The organism is Xanthomonas bonasiae, assembly GCF_014836395.1.
In the GTDB taxonomy this organism is placed as follows: domain Bacteria; phylum Pseudomonadota; class Gammaproteobacteria; order Xanthomonadales; family Xanthomonadaceae; genus Xanthomonas_A; species Xanthomonas_A bonasiae.
In genome coordinates this window covers 273,974-294,391 of the sequence record NZ_JACSQX010000002.1, presented here as the reverse complement: position 1 = coordinate 294,391, position 20,418 = coordinate 273,974, and the positions used below count along the sequence as shown (strand labels likewise).

Here is a 20,418-nt window from a genome sequence, read left to right as displayed (position 1 = left end):
AGCGCCGATTCCGTCGGCCTGCATTGCCGGGATGCGTTGCCGCGCCTGGGTTGCGCCGCCGCGGGCGCGGCCGCGGCGAGGCCGAACTCGTCTACCATCTGCCCCAGGACCGGCGCCGCCGGACCATTGGTACGCCGCCCAGCGCCGTGCCGGCTTGGGCATGGAGTCCGGATGGAAGCGTTGATCGTGTTGGTGGTGATGGCGGTATTGGCGGTGCCGATCCTGATGATCGTGATGCTGGTGGCGCTGGCGGGCGTGCGCCGGCGCGTGGCGGCGCTGGAACTGCAGCTGGCGCACCTGCACGGCGCGGCGCCGCAGGCGCACGCCGCAGCCCGATTCGACGCGGCCGACGATGTCGATGACACCGATGCCGACTTCGAGAACGATGGCGAGCGCGATGCGCGGTTCGCCGACGGCGGTGTTGCCGAGGAACGTCCGTCCGCCGTGGCCGCCTTTGTCGCTTCGGTAGCGCCCACGCCGCCGCCGCTTCCGCCGCCGTTCCTCGCGCCGAGCGCCGCGGCGCGCGAGGCCGCGGACACCGCAGCCGCGCCACTGCCGCCGGCACCGCGCGGTCCGGATCCGATCGAGCGGCTGCTGGCCGGCACCAAGCGCTGGTTCACCGAAGGCAACGTGCCGGTCAAGATCGGCATGCTGGTGCTGCTGGCCGGCGTCGCCGCGCTGCTGAAGTACGCCGGCGACCAGGGTTGGCTGCGCATGCCGATCCAGCTGCGCTATGCCGGCATCGCCGCCGCGGCGTTGGCCGGCCTGGGCTTCGGCTGGCGCCAGCGCGAACGCAAGCGCAGCTTCGCGCTGGCGTTGCAGGGCGGCGCGATCGGTGTGTTGCTGCTGACGGTGTTCGCCGCGTTCAAGCTGTCCGGGCTGATTCCGGCCAGCGCCGCGTTCGCGCTGAGCATCGTGCTGGTGGCCAGCATGTGCGTGCTGGCGGTCGTGCAGGAATCGCGCACGCTGGCGGTATTGGCCACGCTGGCCGGGTTCCTGGCGCCGATCTGGCTGTCCACCGGCAGCGGCAACCATGTCGGGCTGTTCTCCTATTACGCGGTGTTGAACGCGGCGGTGTTCGCGATCGCCTGGTATCGGCCGTGGCGGGTGCTCAACCTGCTCGGGTTCGGCTTCACCTTCGGCATCGGCACGCTGTGGGGCGTGCTGCAATACCAGCCGGCGAAGTTCGCCAGCACCGAGCCGTTCCTGCTGCTGTTCTTCGCCTTCTACCTGCTGATCCCGATCCTGTACGCGCGGCGCCAGCCGGCCACGCGCGGCAACCTGATCGACGGCAGCCTGGTGTTCGGCACGCCGCTGGTGGCGTTCTCGCTGCAGGCCGGGCTGCTGCGCGGCGAAGGCCTGCCGCTGGCGCTGTGCGCGCTGGGCCTGGCGGCGGTGTATGCGCTGCTGGCCGCGGCGCTGATCCGGCGCGAACGCTTCGCGGTGCTCGGCCAGGCCTATGCGCTGCTGGCGGTGGGCTTCGCCACGCTGGCGGTGCCGCTGGCGCTGTCCGCGCGCGCCACCGCCAGCATCTTCGCGCTGGAAGGCGCGGCGCTAGTGTGGCTGGGACTGCGCCAGCAGCGCTGGCTGCCGCAGTTCACCGGCGCCGGCCTGCAATTGGCCGCGGCGATCGGCTTCGTGCTGGGGCTGGACATGGCCTGGCACGACGCCCAGGCGGTGGCCAATGCCACCTTCATGAGCGGTGCGCTGCTGGCCCTGGCCGGCCTCGCCAGCGCCTGGAGCTATCGCCGTGCCGGCGCCGACACCCCGGCCTTGGCCTATTACCTGTGGGGCCTGGCGTGGTGGTGCGGCATTGGCATTGCCGAGATCGAACGCTTCGTCGCGGCCGCGGCGCAGGCCGACCTGCTGCTGGCGTTCGTCGCGCTCAGCGGCTGGCTGGCCGCCGAGGCGCAGCGCCGTTGGCCGGCGCGCGCGCTGGCCGCGACCACGCTCGGTGGGCTGCTGCTCGCGTTGCCGCTGGCGGTGCTGCAGGCGGACGCGCACGGCCAGCCGTTCGCCGGGCATGGCGCCTGGGCCTGGACCCTGTTCGCGGTGCTCGGCGTGCGCAGCCTGATCTGCCTGCGTGGCAGCGGCGGCTGGGTGGCGCGGGCGGCGCAATTCGCCTGGTGGCTGGTGTGGCCGTCGGTGCTGTCCTTGCTCGGCCTCTGGCTGGCGCAGCGCTTCGCCCTGGCCGAGGGCTGGCAGTGGGCGTTGCTGCTGGCGCCATGGCTGGCCGCGGCGGCGTTGTCGCTGCTGCGCTGGCCGTGGCTGGCCGCACCGCTGGGGGCGGACTTCGACCGTTGCCGCACGGCGCTGCAGGGCAGCTATTTCGGCCTGCTCGGCCTGGCCTGGCTGTGGACGCTGTGCGTGCCCGGCGCCAGTGCGCCGCTGCCGTGGGTGCCGCTGCTCAATCCGCTGGAACTGAGCCAGTTGCTGGCGGTGGCGATGGCCGCGCGCTGGCTGTGGTCGGCGACCGCGCCGGCCCTGTTGCGGGCGCAGCGTCTGCAACTGCTGGCCGCTGCCGGATTCCTGTGGGTCACCAGCGTGACCCTGCATGCGGTGCACTACTGGGCGCCGGTGCCGTGGGCGTCGCTGTTGTCCGCCGGCGTGGCGCAGACCAGCCTGACCGTGGTGTGGAGCGTGCTCGGCGTGCTCGGCTGGGTGCTCGGCTCGCGCCGCGGCCAGCGCGGCCTGTGGCTGGCCGGCGCGCTGCTGATGGCGGTGGTACTGGGCAAGCTGCTGCTGGTGGATCGCGGCAACCTCGGCAACGTCGCCGGCATCGCCTCGTTCATCGCCTACGGCCTGCTGTGCACCGTGGTCGGCTATTTCGCGCCGGCACCGCCGCGCGCCACCGAACCGGCCGAGGAGGCCCATCCATGAAACGCCTGATCTTTCCGGCTGTGCTGCTGGCGTTGCTGCCGGTGGCGGCCTCCGCTGCCAGCCAGCGCGACGACTACGTGCAGCAATGGCCGCTGACCCTGCAGGATCCGGCCGCCGGCGCCTACCGCGTGCAACTCGACGATGCGGTGTACCGCAGCGCGCACCTCGCCTCGCTGGGCGACGTGGAAGTGTTCAACGCGGCCGGCGACCCGCTGCCGGCGGCCCTGTTCGCGGCCGAACTGGCCGAGACCACGCCGCGCCGGCAGCCGCTGCCCTGGTTCCCGCTGCCGGCCGTGGCCGGTGGCGGCGCGGACAACCTGGAGCTGATCGCCGAGCGCGATACCGACGGCAGCGTGCGCCGCATCCGCACCCGCATTGCCAGCAGCGCCACGGCCAGTGCCGAAGCGGGTTGGTTGATCGATGCCAGCGCGCTGCGCGAGCCGTTGCGCGCGCTGTCGCTGCAGTGGGCCGCCGATGCGCAGCCGCGGCAGGCGCGCTACCGGGTCGAGGCCAGCGACGATCTGCGCGACTGGGAACTGCTGGTGCCGGAGGCGACCCTGGTCGACCTGGCCAACCAGGGCAAGCGCCTGCAGCAATTGCGCATCGCCATCGATCGCCAGGTGCGCTACCTGCGGCTGCTGCCGCTGTCGTCGCCGCCGCTGCCGACACTGACCGGGGTGGAAGCCGAACTGGCGCCGGCGCCCGTCGCCGCCGACTGGCACTGGCAGCAACTGGACGCGCTGCACGCCGATCCGGCGCAGCACAGCTTCGACTTCGTATCGCCCGGCCGCTATCCGGTCGCGCAGCTCGACATCGCGCTGCCCGGCAACAGCGCGATCGAATGGCGCGTGCAGAGCCGCGACAGCGCCGAGGCGCCGTGGCAGGACCGGGCCGGGCCGTGGGTGGCCTACCAGGTCGGCACCGGCGCCAGCCGCTCGCCGCCGCAGGCGCTGACCCAGCCGGTGCGCGACCGCTACTGGCGGCTGCTGGCCACGCAGGATCCGGGCCGGCAGCGGCCGGCGCTGCGCCTGGGCTACCAGCCGGAAACGCTGATCTTCCTGGCCCAGGGCACGCCGCCCTATGCGCTGGCCGCCGGTAGCGCGCGCACCCAGCGCGCTGCCGCGCCGTTGGCGACCACCTTGCAGGCCCTGCGTGCGCAACGCGGCCCGCAATGGACGCCGGCCACCGCCACGCTCGGCGCGGCGGTGCCGCTGGCCGGCGCCGCCGCGCTGCAGGCGCCGGCCACGCCGCGCGACTGGAAGACCTGGCTGCTGTGGGCGCTGCTGGTCGGCGGCGCGCTGATCGTGGTCGGTTTCGCCTTCAGCCTGTTGCGCAAGCCGGCCGCGCCCGGCGCGGGCTGATCGGTTCGGCACCGCCACGCCACGCGCCTGTCGCGGCGTGGCGACCGCCGTGCGCGCGTGGTTTTGCCCGCGCCTCGGCGCCGCGGCCGCATGCCGCGCGATGTCTCGATTTGCCGCTGCGCGGCCGACGCCGGACAATGCCCGCCTCGGCACCGCCCGCGCGCGCTGGCGCCAGCGTGCCTAAAGCGGACGTTCCGATCGCCGCGCCTATGCTGCGCACCGCCTCCTCCTTCCTCAGCAACCCCACGATAGCGAGCAACCGACAATGCCCATCCTGCGAATGACCGATCTCGACCTGTCCGGCAAGCGTGTGCTGATCCGGCAAGACCTCAACGTGCCGATCGACGACAACGGCCAGATCACGTCCGAGCAGCGCATCCTGGCCTCGGTGCCGACGCTGCGCCACGCGCTGGAGCAGGGCGCGGCGGTGATGGTGACCTCGCACCTGGGCCGGCCGAAGGAAGGCGTGTGGACCCAGGCCGATTCGCTGGCGCCGGTCGCCGCGCGGCTGACCGCGCTGCTCGGCACCGAGGTGCCGCTGCTGCGCGACTGGGTCGACGGCGTGGAGGTGCAGCCGGGCCAGATCGTGCTGCTGGAGAATTGCCGCATGAACGTCGGCGAGGGCAAGGACGACGAGGCGCTGGCGAAGAAGTACGCGGCGCTGTGCGACGTGTTCGTGATGGATGCGTTCGGCACCGCGCACCGCGCCCAGGCGTCCACCCACGGCGTGATCAGGTTCGCCCCGGTGGCGGCCGGCGGCCCGCTGCTGATGGCCGAGCTGGACGCGCTGGCCAAGGCGCTGGAGCACCCGGCCAAGCCGCTGCTGGCGATCGTCGCCGGCAGCAAGGTCTCGACCAAGCTGGAGCTGCTGTCGAACCTGGTCAACAAGGTCGAGCAGCTGATCGTCGGCGGCGGCATTGCCAACACCTTCATCGCCGCGGCCGGCTATCCGGTCGGCAAGTCGCTGTGCGAGCCGGACCTGCTCGACACCGCGCGCAAGATCGTCGCCGACGCCAATGCCCGCGGCGCGGCGATCCCGCTGCCCACCGACGTGGTGGTGGCCAAGCAGTTCCTGCCCGACGCCGAGGCGACGGTGAAGGCGCTGGCCGACGTCGCCGACGACGACCTGATCCTGGACATCGGCCCGCAGACCGCCGCGCACTACGCCGACCTGATCGCCAAGGCCGGCACCGTGGTCTGGAACGGCCCGGTCGGGGTGTTCGAGTTCGACGCGTTCGGGCATGGCACCGAAACCCTGGCGCGCGCCATCGCCGCCTCGCCGGCGTTCTCCATCGCCGGCGGCGGCGACACCCTGGCCGCGGTCGACAAGTACGGCATCGCCGAGCAGGTGAGCTACATCTCCACCGGCGGCGGCGCGTTCCTGGAATTCCTGGAAGGCAAGACCCTGCCGGCGGTGGCGGCGCTGCAGGCGCGCGGCGCGTGAGCGCGAATACCCTGTTCTTCGACCTGGACGGCACCCTGGTCGATTCGGAGGCCGGCATCGTCGGCAGCATCCGCCACGCGTTCGCCGAACTCGGGCGCCCGGCGCCCGAGCCGCAGCAACTGCGCGCCTGGATCGGGCCGCCGTTGCGCGACAGCTTCAACGACTACTTCCACGGCGATCCGCCGCTGGTCGAGCAGGCGCTGTCCCTGTACCGCAAGCGCTACGACGCGCACGGCTGGCGCGAGCACACCGTGTTCCCGGCGATCGGCGCGGCGGTCGCGGCGCTGGCCGCGGCCGGCCATCGCTTCGCGGTGGTGACCTCGAAGAACGAGCGCTTCGCCCGGCGCATCGTCGAGACGCTGCCGTTCGCCGCGCACTTCGAGGAGATCGTCGGCGCCAGCGACGACGGCCAGCGCCGCTTCAAGCCGGACCTGATCGCCGAAGCCCTGCGGCGGCTGTCGCTGCAGCCGGCGCAGTGCGTGATGATCGGCGATCGGCGCATGGACATCGAAGGCGCCAACCATCACGGCATGCGCAGTATCGGCGTGCTGTGGGGCTTCGGCGATGCAGCGGAGCTGCGTCAGGCCGGCGCCAGCGCGTTGGCCGAGGTGCCGGCGCAGTTGCCGGGTTTGGCAGCTTGACAGCGGGGATTGGGGAGTTGGGAGTGGGGATTCGTAAAAGCGGTGCCGCTGCGGCACTCGCGCATTTCCTCCAGTCCCGGTTCCAGATGCGATGACCGGCCTGCGTCGCGTGCGCCGGTCGTAGCGCCAGGCCACCGCGTGGCGTGTCTGTCCGGGTGTTGGCGGCTTCGTCCGGCAGGGCCGGGAGCAGCGCAGGAGTGCTGAGTCCGGGCTTGCCCGGCGTGGCCCGCGCCGCCGGCTGGGCACGGGCGAGGCGGCGCCGGCGCGGCCTCGAGTCCGCATACTGTCCCGCACTGTCTGCAAGACATGCATGAATCCGCAGCCGCCTATGCCGATTCGCCATCCTGCGGTAGCGGCGCCTGTGCTAGTTTTGACGGCTTTTCCAGGGAACGACGTCTCATGATCGAACGCCAGCGCCGCACCAAGATTCTCGCCACCCTCGGCCCGGCCACGGATCCGCCCGGCGTGCTCGAGGACCTGTTCCGCGCCGGCGTCAACGTCGTGCGCCTGAATTTCTCCCACGGCGACCCGTCCGGCCAGGCCAAGCGGGCCGCCGAAGTGCGCGCCGCCGCGCAGCGCGTGGGCAGCGAAGTGGGCATCCTCGCCGACCTGCCGGGGCCGAAGATCCGCATCGAGCGCTTCGCCGCCGGCAAGGTGTCGCTGAAGGCCGGCGCGCGCTTCGACCTGGTCGCCGACGCCAACGCGCCGGCCGGCGACGAAAACGAGGTCGGCGTCAGCTACCTGGGCCTGCCCAACGACGTCAAGCCGGGCGACGTGCTGCTGCTCGACGACGGCCTGCTGCAGTTGCAGGTGGTCGAGGTCGACGGTTCGCGCATCGTCAACACCGTGCTCAACGACGGCGTGCTGTCCGACCGCAAGGGCCTGAACAAGCAGGGCGGCGGCCTGTCGCTGGGCGCGCTGACCGAGCGCGACAAGGAGCTGATCGGCATCGTCGCCAAGATCGGCGTGGATTTCATCGCGGTGTCGTTCTGCCGCAACGCGCAGGACATGAACGACGCGCGCCGCATCGCCCGCGAGCACGGCTGCGACGCCGCGCTGGTGTCCAAGATCGAGCGCACCGAGGCGATCGAGAACCTGAGCGAGATCGTCGAAGCCAGCGACGTGGTGATGGTCGCGCGTGGCGACCTGGGCGTGGAGATCGGCGATGCCGAACTGCCGGGCCTGCAGAAGAAGATCATTCGCGAGTCGCTGGCGCAGAACAAGGTGGTGATCACCGCCACGCAGATGCTGCAGTCGATGGTCGAGAACCCGATCCCGACCCGCGCCGAGGTGCTGGACGTGGCCAACGCGGTGATCGACGGCACCGACGCGGTGATGCTGTCGGCCGAGACCGCCGCCGGCGCCTACCCGGTCAAGGCGGTGCAGGCGATGGCGCGGATCTGCCTGGGCGCCGAGCGCCAGTTCGAGATGGACACCGACTTCGAGGCCGCGCAGCGCAACCTCGAGCGCGCCGACCAGGCGATCGCGATGGCGACCATGTTCCTGTCCGAGCACATCGGCCTGAGCGGCGTGGTCACCCTGACCGAATCCGGCGGCACCCCGCGCTTCCTGTCGCGGTTCCGCTCGAAGATGCCGATCTACGCGTTCACCCGCCACGACGGCGCGCGCCGCGGCATGGCGATGATGCGCGGCGTGTTCCCGATCAACTTCGACAGCCGCGGCCTGACCCCGCGCGAAGCGGCGCGTGCGGCGATCCGCCTGCTGGTCGAGGCCGAGCGCATGGGTCCCGGCGACCGCGTGGTGTTCACCAGCGGCGAGCACATGGAAACGCATGGCGCGACCAACACCCTGCGCCTGCTCGAAGTCGGCCCCGACGGCCGCGCCAGCGGCCTGGGCGAGCTGTAGCCGCAGCGCCGCCGCCACGCCGGCCCACCACCGCGCGCTGCGTCTGCAGCGCGCGGTTTTTTTTGCCTGTCCGGCTGGCGCCGCCGGTCGCCTGCCGGTGCACGCGACTGCGCATGCGGTCGCGGATTGCGTCTACCGGATGGAAACGGTTGCAGGCATTCCGTGAAGGAATCGGTAGCGTTTGCCGCGATATACTTCGGGTTTCCCCCCGTGCCATAGGAATTCCATGAGCATCGAACAGCTTGCCGAAACCGCACAGGCGATGGTCGCCCCGGGCAAGGGCATCATCGCGATCGACGAATCCACCAGCACGATCGCCAAGCGCTTCGCCAGCGTCGGCATCGAGAATGTCGAAGAGAACCGCCGCGCGTATCGCGAGCTGCTGCTGACCACGCCGAAGCTGAGCGACCACATCTCCGGCGCGATCCTGTACGACGAGACCATCCGCCAGAAGACCAAGGACGGCGTGCCGTTCCCGAAGTACATGGCCGAACACGGCATCATTCCCGGGATCAAGGTCGACAAGGGCACGCATCCGCTGGCCGGCATGCCGGGCGAGCTGATCACCGAGGGCCTGGACGGCCTGCGCGCGCGCCTGGAGGAGTACTACAAGCTCGGTGCGCGCTTCGCCAAGTGGCGCGCGGTGATCACCATCGGCGAGGACATCCCGTCGGGCGTGTGCATCGAGACCAACGCGCACGCGCTGGCGCGCTACGCCGCGCTGTGCCAGGAGCAGGGCCTGGTGCCGATGGTGGAGCCGGAAGTGCTGATGGACGGCAACCACGACATCGAGACCTGCTACGAGGTCACCGAAGCCACGCTGCGTTCGCTGTTCGGCGCGCTGTACGAGCAGAACGTGGTGCTGGAAGGCACCATCCTGAAGGCCTCGATGGTCATCGCCGGCAAGGATTGCGACGAGCAGGCCAGCGTCGAGGAAGTAGCCGAGTCCACCGTGATGTGCCTGAAGAGCACCGTGCCGGCGATCCTGCCGGGCATCGTGTTCCTGTCCGGCGGGCAGACCGACGAGCAGTCCACCGCGCATCTCAATGCGATGAACCAGATCGGCACCCTGCCATGGCCGCTGAGCTTCTCTTACGGCCGCGCGATGCAGCAGGCCGCGCTGAAGCTGTGGTCGCAGGACATGAAGGGCAACTTCGCCAAGGCGCAGCAGGTGGTCTACGACCGCGCCAAGGAAAACGGCCTGGCCGCGCTGGGCAATTGGCAGGACTGAGGTCCCGCTAGAAAGAGTCCACGAAAAACGCCGGCATCGCCGGCGTTTTTCGTTGCAACTCTCCTTCTCCCATCGGGACCATGACTCTTTTCGGGGGAAGGAGCCCCGAAGGGGCGGAGGAGGGTAAGGAGCGCAGTCCCTGACAAAGCGTGTTGGCGCGACACACCGCACAAGCCGCGAACTCAAGGCTTCAACGCAGCCGGCGCATGAAACCGGTAACCGCTGTTGCGCAGCGTCTTCACCGGCAGCGGCCGCCCGCTGATCTCCTCCACCCGTCGCCGCAGCCGGTACATCTGCGTGTCCAGCCGGCGCCGGTCGTGGTCGAGGAAGTTCACCCCGAGCGCCTCGGCGATTTCGCGGTGGCCCACGCTTTCGCCGGGCCGGCTCATCAGGCACTTGAGCACCAGCAGATCCTGGTGCGAGAGCGGAACCGACGGCGCGTCGGGCACGTTCAGGCGCGCGGCACCTAGCTCCAGCATCCAGCACGCTTTCTGCAGGCCCAGGCGCCGGCCGAGCGCGGCCAGGGTCGCGGCCAGTTCGTCCAGGTCGGCGCCTTTGCCCAAGTAGTGGTCGGCGCCGATGTCGAGGCCGGTGACGCGATCGCGGCTGGTGTTGCGCGCACTGAACACCACGATGCCCAGCCGTTGCGCGCCTTGCCGCAGTTCGCCGATCAAGTCCAGGCCGCTGCCGTCGGGGAGTCCGATGTCGATCACCGCCAGGCCATGGCGCAGCGGATCGAACCGTTGCCGGAATTCCCTGACGCTGGCCGCGCACGTCGCGGCGTAGCCGAGATCGGCGAGGAACTCGCCGAGCTCCTCGCGCAGCACGGGTTCGTCTTCCAGCACGATCACCTCGCCCATCGCGGCAAACTCTTGGTGCATCATTGGCCGCTGTGACTCAAGCGGGTTCGGCGATCGTGCGGTATGGCAAATGATGGCGAAGTGGTTTCGCTGGTTTGTGGGCGCATGGCTGTACTGGGGTGCGGTGGCCTGTGTTGCGGCGCAACCGGGATGGGCGCCGCCTCGAACGTTGCCGCTGACCGCCGCGGCCGAGCATCTGGATGCGAGCGGATACCTGCAGCGCCTGGACGATCCGCAAGGCCGGCTGGATGCCCGCCAGGCCGCGGCGGCATCCGGCTGGACCCGGCTGCCCGCCAGTCTCAATGCCGGGTTCACCGCCAACACCGTGTGGCTGCGCGTTCCGTTGCGCGTGGACAGTGTAGCGTCCGCGGGCTGGATGCTGCGACTGAGCAATGCCGTCATCGACGATGCGCAGGCCTACGCCAGCGTCGACGGCGGCGCTTGGCAAGCCTTGGGCCATAGCGGCGAGAACGTCCGCCGCGACGCTTGGCCAGTGGACTACCGCAGCCCGGTGTTCCAGTTCGCGCCGTCGCATCCCGGCGACTACGTGATCCTGCTGCGGCTGCAGAGCAAGAACGCGCTGGTCACCCGCCTCGACATCTGGCAGCGACTGCCGTTCGACAACCAGTCGCGGCGCGAGGGGCTGCAGTTCGGCCTGTACTTCGGCTTCTACCTGCTGCTGATCTGCTTGCATCTGCTGTTCTGGAGCGTGACGCGTGCGCCCATGAGCGGCCTGTTCGTCGCCTACCTCGGCGGCTGCGTGCTCAACGAGGCCATGTCGATCGGCCTGGTGCAGCAGGTGACGGGACTGCCGGTGGCGTGGAGCGACCGCCTGCTGGGGATCAGCATCGCCTGCAGCCTGCCGGTGGGATTCCAGATCGCGAGCAGGCAGTTGAACCTGCGCGCCCTGTATCCGCAGTTTGCGCGCTGGTCCATCCGCTTCCTGTGCGCCGCCGCGCTGGTCTGCGCCGCGCTCGTCGCGACCGGGCATTACGCACTTGGCATGCAGCCGGTGCAGACCCTGGCCTTGCTCGGCATCGCGGTGCTGACGGCGCTGGCGCTCCGCCTGCTGTGGAAACGCTACCCGCCCGCGGTGTTCTTCGCGCTTGCCTTCTTCCCGTTCTACCTGGGGGTGATGCTCGGATTCCTGCGCAATCTGGGCCTGGTCCCGGTGAACGCGTGGACCCAGTACGCCACCACCGTCGGCACCATGCTGCACATGACCGTGATGAGTTTCCTGGTCGTTGGCCGCTACGAGCGCCGGCGCCGCATCCGCGAGCGGCGCCACGCCAATGCCGCGGCGGAACTGGCGCGCCGGCACGGCATGCAGCTGGAGCGCGAGGTCGCGCTGCGCACGGCCGAACTGCATGGACAGATCCGCAGGCGGCAACGCCTGGAGGACGAACTGCGCGCCTCGTTGCAAACCGAACGCAGGGTGATGCAGGAGCAGCGCGAGTTCGTGGCGATGGTGTCGCACGAGTTCCGCACGCCGCTGGCGGTGATCATGATCTCGGCGCAGCAACTGGCGCGCAAGCTGGAGGGACCGATAGAGCGCAACCGCGCGCGCTGCGGCAACATCCATGGCGCGGCGCAACGGCTGCTGGCGCTGGTGGACGAGTACCTCGGCGCAGACCGCATGGACGCGACCACCGCGGACCTGCGGCTGCAGCCCTGCGCGCTGCGCGATCTGCTGGACGCGGTGTGTCGTGACTTCCCGCCGCAGCGCGTGGTCTGCGACTACCAGAGCGACGACGACAGCCTGGTCACCGACAGCGGACTGTTGCGCGTGGCCTTGCGCAACCTGATCGCCAATGCCGATCGCCATTGTCCGCCGGGCGAGCCGATCCGTATCCGCGTGCGCGGGCACGGCGAAGCGCTGCGGGTGGAGATCGCCAATGCGGGCGAGCGCATCGCCGCCGCCGATCGGCAGCGGTTGTTCCAGAAGTACTACCGGGGCGAGAACGCCAGGAACACGCCAGGCGCCGGGCTCGGCCTGTACCTGGTGCGCAGGATCGCCGAGCGTCTCGGCGGCTGGGTGGGGCTGGCCGGGGACGCTGCGGACGCGCCGGTCTGCTTCGTTCTGCTGCTGCCGCGGCGCCCGCAGGCGCAGGTCGAGCCGCTACCGCCAGCGTTCGACGCCTGATCCTTGGCGTCGCGCTCGCGGATTCGGCGTCGCGGCGGCGCCGACATTCGGGCCGCACACGATGGGGCAAACCCACGCGCCGGCTTGCCGCGCGAGAACGGTGTGCCTGTCGGCCAGGCCTTAACCGTTTGGCGAAGACCGCCGCCATTCGTGTTGCGGGAATGGCGGCGGCCTGGCCTCGCGACGCCTCGACGAGGCGTCCGCGGCCGATGCCGGCTACTGCTGGATGATGCAGGTTTCCGCAGGCGCGACGGAGCTGCCCTGGCTGCAGGCGAGCGCGGGGACGCGAACGCCGCCATCGACGATCAGGATGGAATCGGTCGCGGCCGTGGCGGTGCTGCCGCCCGCGGCCTGGGCGCTCGCCGCCAGCTCCCTGGCGGTCTCGTCGTTGCTGGTGCCGGTAGTGCCGGTTTGCGCCGTCGCCGAGACCGAACGGTTGATCGCCTGCACCGTCGAATTTCCCAACTGAATGCCGGTGCCGGGACCGGTATCGCCGCCGGGCAGCACGCTCAACAGGCCATCAACATAGCTGACGGTGTAGTTGGACAGCCCCGCGCCGGTGGCGCCGGAAGCGCTGATCGCGTAGGTGCCGACTGCGGCGCTGGCGGCCGAACCGCTGCTGCTCAGGCCGACGCCGGAGACCGTGTCGCCATTGAGCAGCCCTGACACGGTGTAGCCGGTCAGATTGGTGCTGCTGCCGAAGGTCTTGCTGGCATCGGTGGCGACGATGCGCAACGTGGCCGGATCGACGCGCAGGTTGCCATCGACATAGCGGATGACGTAGTTGGACAGTCCCGCGCCGGTGGCACCGGAAGCGCCGATCGCGTAGGTGCCGACCGAAGCGGTGGCGGCCGAACCGGCGCTGCTCAGGTCGACGCCGGAAACCGCGTCGCCATTGAGCAGGCCGGACACGGTGTAGCCGCTCAGGCCGAGGCTGCTGCCGTAGGTCTTGCTGGCGTCGGTGGCGACGATGCGCAGCGTCGCCGGATCGACCGTCAGGCTGCCGTCGACATAGCTGATGACATAGTTGGACAGTCCCGTTCCGCTGGCGCCGGAGGCGCCGATGGCATAGCGGCCGACCCCGGCGGTGGCGGCCGAGCCGCCGCTGCTCAGGGTCACGCCGGAGACCGCGTCGCCACCGATCAGGCCGGACACGCTGTAGCCGTTGAGGCTGGCAGTGCTGCCGTAGGTCTTGCCGGCGTCGCTGGCGGTGACCGTCAGGCTCGCTGGGGTGATGGTGATGCTGCCGGTTGCCGTATAGGCGATGTCGTAGCCCTGCTGGGTGGAATACAGCCCGCCGACCGCGATACCGCCATTGCCCGTGGTGTAGGTTCCCGCGTTCTTGCCGGCGGTCGCATAGGTCAACGACGAACCGAGCACCAGGTTGCTGTTGGGGGTGCCGCCCACCGTGTAGCTGGACGTGGTGCCGCTGACGCCAGTGCCGTCGTAGGTCTTGTCCGCGCCGGAGACGGTGGCGGTGACCGTGAGCGACTTCAGGAAGCCACGCAGCAACGGCGACGTATGGCCCTCGTACATGCGCCAGGTCAGGCCGGTCCCGCCCTTGTCGTCGATGTTCCAGCCGGCGTCGGTGAAGGTGGACAACGTGGTCAGCTGGTTCCAGGTCTTGCTGCCGCTGTAGCCGTCGATGCTGCCGCCGGCATTGCCGGCGACGTTCAAGCCGGTGTTGATCGCGTTGCCGTTGGCATCGGTGGTGGCGAAGAAGCTGGCGACGATGCTGCCGTTGGAATTGGAACCGACCAGGCCGCCGACCGCATTGCTGCCGGTCACGCTGCCGGTGGCATAGGAATCGCGCAGCGTGTTGTTGTAGTTGACGCCGACCAGGCCGCCGACATACGCGCTGCCCGAGACATTGCCGCTGGCGTAGGTGTTGGCGATGGTGCCGTTGTAGTTGTAGCCGGCCAGCCCGGCGACATACATGTCGCCGGTCGCGGTGCCGGTGGCGTAGGCGGTCGCGATGCTGCCCTCGTCGTTGTAGCCGACCAGCCCGCCGATGTAATCGTCGCCGGAGACATTGCCCATGGCGTAGACCGTGCCGACGCTCGCCGAATCGTTGTAGCCGACCAGGCCGCCGACATAGCTCCCGCCCGACACGTTGCCGCTGGCGTAGGCCGATTCGATGCTGCCGCCGGACAGGCTGCCGACCAGGCCGCCGGTGTCGTAGGTGGTACCGGTCACGGCGCCGGTCGCATACACGTTGTCGATCGTGGTGCTGGAACTGCGGCCGACCAGGCCGCCGACGCTCTTGGTTCCGGAGACGTGTCCGCTGGCGTAGGCATTGTGGATGCTGCTGGACGCGGCGAGGCCGACCAGGCCGCCTGCGCTGGCGGTGGTCGCGGTGACGTCGCCGCTGGCATGGGCATTCTGGATGCTGCTCTGGGTCGCGCTGCCGATGAGGCCGCCGACGTTGTTGCCGGTGGAGGAACTGGTGCTGGTCACGTTGCCGCTGGCGCGGACATCGTCGTAGGTGCCCTGATAGTCGTTGCCGACCAGGCCGCCGACGGTACTGCCGCCGGACACCGTGCTGGTCGACGACGAGGCGGACACCGATCCGGCGTTGTTGCTGCCGATGAGGCCGCCGACGTAGTTGCCGCTGTACGCGCCGCCGCTGGCGACGACGCTGCCTGCGGTCTGCGCGCCGGAGATCGCGCCGCCGTCGTTGTAGCCGACCAGGCCGCCGACGAAGTTGCCGGTGCCGGCCACGCTGCCCGTGGCGGAGACGTCGCTGAGGGTGCCGGCGTTCTGGCCGACCACGCCGCCGACATAGGCCAGGCCCGAGATGCTGCTGCCGGTCAGCGCGAGATTGCGGATCGCGCTGCCGCTGCCGGTCACGCCGAACAGGCCGACGCTGTTTTCGGCGCCGCGGGCGATGCTCAGGCCGCTCACCGTGTGGCCGTATCCGTTCAAGCTGCCGGTGAAGGCGTGCGTGGCTTCGCCGACCGGATCGAAGCCGGCGCTGCTCCACATGCCGCTGGCGTTGCTGCCGGAGGTCTGGCTGGCATCGATGTCGGTGGACACGGTGTAGCTGGCCGCCAGGTTGTAGGCCATCAACTGCAACTGGTGGGCGTTGCCGATGCGGGTGCTGTACTCGCTGGCCAGGAACGGGCGCGTCTGCCCCTCGATCATGATCCAGGCCGCAGTGCCGTTGCTGTCCGTGGCCACGTAGACGTCGCTGGTGCCGCCGACCAGCGACCAGGTGCCCAGCGCGCCATAGCTGGCGTGGGCATAGCGGCTGCCGCTGCCGATGCTGGCGACGTTGGACGAGGTCGAATTCTCGAAGCTGTAGCCGATCGCATTGGCCTGTCCGGAACTGCTCGCGTCCCAGTAGGCATTGCTGAGGCTCGAGTTGTAGCGGTGGTAGCCGACCAGGCCGCCGACCGACGCCGCCGACGTATTGGTGGCGGTCACGGTGCCGGTCGCGTAGACGTGATCGAGAGTCGCCTCGTAGGTATAGCCGACCAGGCCGCCGACCTCCGACGTCGCGCTGACGTTTCCGGTCGCATAGGCTCCGCTGATCGAGCTGCCGACGATCTGCCCGACCAGGCCGCCGGCGTTGTTGCCGGAGGCGGACACATTGCCGGAGGCGTAGACGTTGGCGAGGGCGCCGGAGCTATAGCCGACCAGACCGCCGACATAGGCCTGGCCCGTTACATTGCCGGTGGCATAGGACGCGCTGACGGTGCCGGTATTGGACCCGACCAAACCGCCTGCGTAGCGGTAGGTGCCGCTCACGTTGCCAGTCGCGTACGCATCGCTGATGGTGCCGCCGTTGTAGGCGACCAGCCCGCCGAAATAGGTTCCGCTCGCGCTGACCGCGCTGCTGGAATGGCTGGCGGTGATGGTGCCGTCGGCGTTGTAGCCGACCAGTCCGCCGACGTAGTTGGCGCCGCCGACGCTGCCCGTGGCGTAGACGTTGCTGAGCGTGGCCCGGCTGGTGCCGGCGAGGGCGCCGACATAGTTGCTACCGGTGACGCTGGCGTTGATCAGGCCCAGGTCGCGGATGGTTGCGGTGCCGACATAGCCGAACAGGCCGACGTAGTTGTTCCCCGAGTTGATGCTCAGGTTGCTGACCGTGTGGCCCAGGCCGGCGAAGGTGCCGGAGAACTCGCCGGAGACCGTGCGGGCGATGATCGGCGACCCGTAGGTGGTGCCGCTGGCGTCCAGGTCCGCGGCCAGTGCGTAGTTGCCGGTATTGCCCACCACGTTCTGCAGATCGTCCAGGGAGCGCAGCAGGGTGTAGGCGTCGCCATTGATGCTCAGCTGGGCGTTGCTGCCGCTGAGTGTGACCGGGGCATTGACGCGGTAGTCGCTGCCGCTGGTGACGGCGCCGTTGGCGGTGTAGCCGCCGTAGTTCAGCACCAGGCCGGCGTTGCTGCCGGTGGCGGTGATCGCGGCATTGAGGTTGATGTCGTTGTAGGCATCCAGGGTCAGCGTAGAGTTGCCGCCCCAGCTGATCGCCGCGTTCACGTTGATGTCGCCGCTGCCGCTGGTCACGGTGCCGGGGCCGCTGGCGGTGGTGCTGGTGGTGATCAGGGTGACGTTGGTGCCGCCGTCCAGCGTGCTGCCGATGGTGCCTGCGGCGGCGCTGTCCACGGTCAGGTCTTCCGGATCCACCAGCCAGGTGCCGGCGCTGCCGTTGCCGGCTGCCTTGGCGCCGACGGCGATGCCGCCGAAGTCCACGTGGTGGCCGCTGGTCTCGATGCTGCCGCCGTCGCCGCTGCCGGCGGCATTGGCGCGCAGGCTGCCATGTACCGCGGTGTCGCCGTTGGACCAGACCACGATCGAGCCGCCATTGCCGTGCGCGGTGGCGCTGGTGTCGAGCACGCTGCCGCTGCCGACCGTGGCCGAGCTGGCCTGCAGCAGGTTCTCGCCGCCCTGGTAGCCGCCGCCGATCCGGATGCTGCCGCCGGCGTCGTTGCCGCGCGCATCGATGCGGCCGCTGACCGTCACGCCGGCATCGGACAGGACCTGCACGCTGCCGCCGCGGCTGCCGGAGACGTCGATGCTGCCGCTGCTGGCCACGTCGCCGCCGTTGGCGACCAGCCGGATGCTGCCGCCGGAGGTGTCGATGGCGGAGGCTTCGAGCGCGCCGGTGTTGTTGACCAGCAGCTCGGACAGGCCGGTGCTGGCCGCCTGCAGCAGGATCTGCCCGCCGCCGGCGGTGAGCGTGCCGCTGTTCTCCACGGCCGCGCCGGTGCCGCTCGCCGCCTGGGTGGAGGCGGCGAGCAACTGCAGGCCGATCGCGCCGGCCGCGTCCATCGTCACCTGCACCTGGTCGGCGGAGAGCAGCCGGATGGCGCCGCCGTTGGCGCTGATCGTGCCGCTGTTGACGACATGGTTGCCGACCAGGTTGACCGAGCCGCCGTCGGCGGCGGTGATCCGTCCATGGTTGATCACGCTGGCGGCCGCGGCATCGCTGCGGCCGAGCAGGTAGCCGTCGCCGTCGTCGTCGGCCAGGCCCAGCGAACTGGCGACCAGGCCGCCGACATTGACCTGGGCATGGCGGCCGAACAGGATGCCGGCCGAGTTGATCAGGAACACGTTGCCGTTGGCGCGCAGGCTGCCGTCGATGGCGCTGGCGCCATGGCTGGCATCGATCAGGTTGAGCGCCACCGCCGAGCTGGAGGGCTGGGCGAACACCACGCTGGCGTCCTTGCCGATGTTGAAGCTGTTCCAGTTGAGCACGGCCTTGGCCGCGTTCTGGTCGATGGTCAGCGTGCTGCCGTGCTGCGACACGCTGGCGCCGGTGGCGCTGGACAGCGAGGGCAGGCCGCTGGCGTGCGCCGGCGCGGCCAGCGCCCAGGCCACGGCGAACGGCAGCAGCGGCGCCAGCAGGCGCGCGGCGCCGGAGGTGCCGCCGCCGGCGTGGCCGGCGGCGACTTCGGAGGCGACCTGGAGCACGCCGAGATTGCGGTTGAAGACGAGGCGGTAGATGCGGTTCATGGCGTTCCCCAGATCAGAAAGTGAGGCCGAAGCGGGCCCAGTAACGTACGTTCTTGCCGTCGGCCGGCTCGGTGCCGCCGGTCGGCTTGGCCGCGGCCAGGTCGAACGACAGGCCCTGCCAGTGGGGAAGGCGGAAGTTCAGGCCGACGCCGGGCCCCTGGAAGGTGGTGACGGCGTCGTACACGGCACGGTTGGCCCCGTTGGGATAGACCCGGCCGTAGTCGTAGAACACGCTGGCGGTCAGCAGTTCGCCCCACGGGCGGCCGCCGAACGGCGAGGCCGCAGCGGCGAAGCCCGGCGCGTCGATCTGGTATTCCAGGCTGGAGTCGAAGCCGCGGTCGCCCAGCGCGCCGCCGAGCGCGAAGGCGCGCACGCTGGTCGGGCCGCCGAGCGAGAACTGCTCCAGCGGCGTGAGCGCATCGTCGCTGTACTGGCCGTTGAGGCGCAGCTGCAGGCGCTGGGTGGCGGTCAGGCCCTGCAGGCGGGTATAGGCCAGGCGCGCGACCAGGAAGTGGCGGTCGTGCTGCGCGTACAGGTAGTCGGTGCGTTGCGAGTCGTCGTCCAGCGCGCTGCGCACGCTGAGCTGCAGGGCGTCGATCGCATGCCGCTGGCGATCGTCATGGCGCAAGGCGGCGCCGAGTTCGACCACGTCGAACTTCTGCTTGGACAGCAGCACGCCCAGGCCCTGGATGCGCGAGCTTTCCTGGATCAGGTGCAGCCAGGCCTGCATGCGCCAGGCGTCGGTGTTGCGGAACTTCCAGTCCAGGCCCAGCGATTTCTGCTGGGTCGGGCCCTGGATGCCCAGCGCGGCGAAGGCGCCGGTGTCCAGGTTGATCAGGCTGCGGGTGTAGGCGGCATTGACGCTCAGGCCGTCGACGTCGGCGATGGGCACCTGGTAGGCGAAACTGCCTTGCCAGTTGTTGGCCGGGTCCAGCGCATAGGCGTAGCTGGCGGAGAGGTGGTCGCCCAGGCCGAGCGGATTGTTCCAGTCCACGCCGAGCTGGGCGCGATAACGGCCGATGCTCTCGGTGCCGTAGTTGCTGGCGCCGACGCTGACCTGCAGCGGGCGGTCCTCGCTGGCCTGGATCACCACGTCGGTCTCGCCCAACTGCGCGCCGGGCTTGAGCACCGAGGTGACGGACACGCCGGGCAGGTCGCGTGCGTAGAGCAGCGCCGACTGCAGGTCCTGCTGGCGCAGGATCTGGCCCTGCAGGGCCAGCGCGGGGCTGGCGATGAGGCGGTCGTCGTAGCGGCGCGTGCCCTTGACGGTGATCTTGCCGACGCGGCCTTCGGCGACGCGGATCTCGACGCTGCGATCGGCGCCGATGGTCTGCACCGGCAGGTAGGCGCGGGCGACCAGGAAGCCGGCCTGGCGATAGGCCTGGGTCAGGGCATCGGCGATCTGCTGCAGCTGGGCGAAGCTGAGCTGGGCCGGCAGCGCCTGGCCGCCGAGTTCGCGCAGGCGCGCATCGGCCAGCGCCTGCAGGCGCTGCGGGGTGATGTCCTGGCGCGGATGTTCGCCGACGCCGGTCACGCGGATGGCCTGGACGGCGATGGGCGCCGCCGCCGCGGCAGGCGTACTGGTTGGGACGGCGCTCGCATCCTGGGCGAAGGCGGCAGGGTAGGCCATGACCAAGGCAAGGCTGGTCGCCCAGGGCAGGACGAACAGGGCTTTCGCCAGCGCATTCGGACGCGGCTGACGGCAAGAGGTCTTGGTCATTGTGAAGTAAAAATAGTGTGAAGTTGGCGCAATGTATCGCCGCCACTGCGCGCCAATCTGAGCAAATCTGAGCGCGCCCCCGTGAAAGCTGTCACACCCTGACAGCGTGAGGGGAAAATCCCTACAGCTGACGTTTCAGGCCGTCGCCTGCGCAGCAGTGTGCGAAGCATGGCGAGGTAGTGGCGATGCCCGCGCGAGCAGCGGGGGATGGCGCCACAACGCTGTGCGCGGGGAGCTTGCAGGCCGTCGCTGGCGTAAGCCAACTGCCGGTGTGCATGCCAGACCTTGGCGGCGGCGTGATCGCAGGCTCG

Annotated in this window: 10 protein-coding genes; 7 read left to right on the top strand and 3 right to left on the bottom strand. The window is 70.1% G+C overall.

What is annotated here, in order from left to right:
- The first annotated feature begins 171 nt into the window (after nt 1–171).
- The 6 genes from H9658_RS04035 (at nt 172) to H9658_RS04010 (ending at nt 9,423) form a co-directional block, all read left to right on the top strand.
- Entirely contained in the window at nt 172–2,880 is a 2,709-nt protein-coding gene (locus H9658_RS04035) for a DUF2339 domain-containing protein (RefSeq protein WP_191824438.1), read from the top strand.
- Nucleotides 2,877–4,241 carry a DUF3999 domain-containing protein gene (locus H9658_RS04030; protein ID WP_191824437.1) on the top strand — a complete coding sequence of 455 codons (1,365 nt, stop codon included), beginning with the start codon at nt 2,877–2,879 and terminating at the stop codon, nt 4,239–4,241. Before H9658_RS04035 ends, H9658_RS04030 begins: the two co-directional genes overlap by 4 nt.
- 265 nt (nt 4,242–4,506) lie before the next feature.
- The gene (locus H9658_RS04025) at nt 4,507–5,685 is read left to right on the top strand and encodes a phosphoglycerate kinase (protein ID WP_191824436.1); all 1,179 of its coding nucleotides are present in this window, start codon (nt 4,507–4,509) and stop codon (nt 5,683–5,685) included.
- Nucleotides 5,682–6,326, top strand: a complete 645-nt coding sequence (locus tag H9658_RS04020) for an HAD-IA family hydrolase (RefSeq protein ID WP_191824435.1) — start codon at nt 5,682–5,684, stop codon at nt 6,324–6,326. Before H9658_RS04025 ends, H9658_RS04020 begins: the two co-directional genes overlap by 4 nt.
- A gap of 399 nt (nt 6,327–6,725) precedes the next feature.
- Nucleotides 6,726–8,192: a pyruvate kinase gene (gene pyk, locus H9658_RS04015; RefSeq protein WP_145702518.1), complete on the top strand. Its 1,467-nt coding sequence runs from the start codon at nt 6,726–6,728 to the stop codon at nt 8,190–8,192.
- Nucleotides 8,193–8,418: 226 nt separating this feature from the next.
- Nucleotides 8,419–9,423 carry a class I fructose-bisphosphate aldolase gene (locus H9658_RS04010; protein ID WP_191824434.1) on the top strand — a complete coding sequence of 335 codons (1,005 nt, stop codon included), beginning with the start codon at nt 8,419–8,421 and terminating at the stop codon, nt 9,421–9,423.
- Nucleotides 9,424–9,605: 182 nt separating this feature from the next.
- Here the strand turns inward: H9658_RS04010 and H9658_RS04005 are convergent, their stop codons facing one another.
- Complete coding sequence (locus tag H9658_RS04005) at nt 9,606–10,283, bottom strand: response regulator transcription factor (RefSeq protein WP_191824433.1); 678 nt, start codon at nt 10,281–10,283, stop codon at nt 9,606–9,608.
- A gap of 73 nt (nt 10,284–10,356) precedes the next feature.
- Between H9658_RS04005 and H9658_RS04000 the strand changes: the two genes are divergently transcribed.
- A complete protein-coding gene (locus H9658_RS04000) occupies nt 10,357–12,426 on the top strand; it encodes a sensor histidine kinase (RefSeq protein ID WP_225209728.1) in 2,070 nt (689 codons plus the stop codon).
- Between the two features lie 216 nt (nt 12,427–12,642).
- Here the strand turns inward: H9658_RS04000 and H9658_RS03995 are convergent, their stop codons facing one another.
- Together H9658_RS03995 and H9658_RS03990 are read right to left on the bottom strand one after the other, a co-directional pair.
- On the bottom strand, nt 12,643–18,387 hold the full coding sequence (locus tag H9658_RS03995) for a GLUG motif-containing protein (protein WP_191824431.1): 5,745 nt from the start codon (nt 18,385–18,387) through the stop codon (nt 12,643–12,645).
- A gap of 13 nt (nt 18,388–18,400) precedes the next feature.
- Nucleotides 18,401–20,056 (bottom strand): ShlB/FhaC/HecB family hemolysin secretion/activation protein, encoded by a 1,656-nt coding sequence (locus H9658_RS03990; RefSeq protein WP_406848099.1) that lies wholly within the window; start codon nt 20,054–20,056, stop codon nt 18,401–18,403.
- Nucleotides 20,057–20,418: the final 362 nt, after the last annotated feature.

Bases quoted from the DNA above. Each gene is read 5' to 3' on its own strand.
- H9658_RS04035 (WP_191824438.1), top strand. From the start codon at position 172: ATGGAAGCGTTGATCGTGTTGGTGGTGATGGCGGTATTGGCGGTGCCG.
- H9658_RS04030 (WP_191824437.1), top strand. From the start codon at position 2,877: ATGAAACGCCTGATCTTTCCGGCTGTGCTGCTGGCGTTGCTGCCGGTG.
- H9658_RS04025 (WP_191824436.1), top strand. From the start codon at position 4,507: ATGCCCATCCTGCGAATGACCGATCTCGACCTGTCCGGCAAGCGTGTG.
- pyk (WP_145702518.1), top strand. From the start codon at position 6,726: ATGATCGAACGCCAGCGCCGCACCAAGATTCTCGCCACCCTCGGCCCG.
- H9658_RS04010 (WP_191824434.1), top strand. From the start codon at position 8,419: ATGAGCATCGAACAGCTTGCCGAAACCGCACAGGCGATGGTCGCCCCG.
- H9658_RS04005 (WP_191824433.1), bottom strand. From the start codon at position 10,283: ATGGGCGAGGTGATCGTGCTGGAAGACGAACCCGTGCTGCGCGAGGAG.
- H9658_RS04000 (WP_225209728.1), top strand. From the start codon at position 10,357: ATGGCGAAGTGGTTTCGCTGGTTTGTGGGCGCATGGCTGTACTGGGGT.
- H9658_RS03995 (WP_191824431.1), bottom strand. From the start codon at position 18,387: ATGAACCGCATCTACCGCCTCGTCTTCAACCGCAATCTCGGCGTGCTC.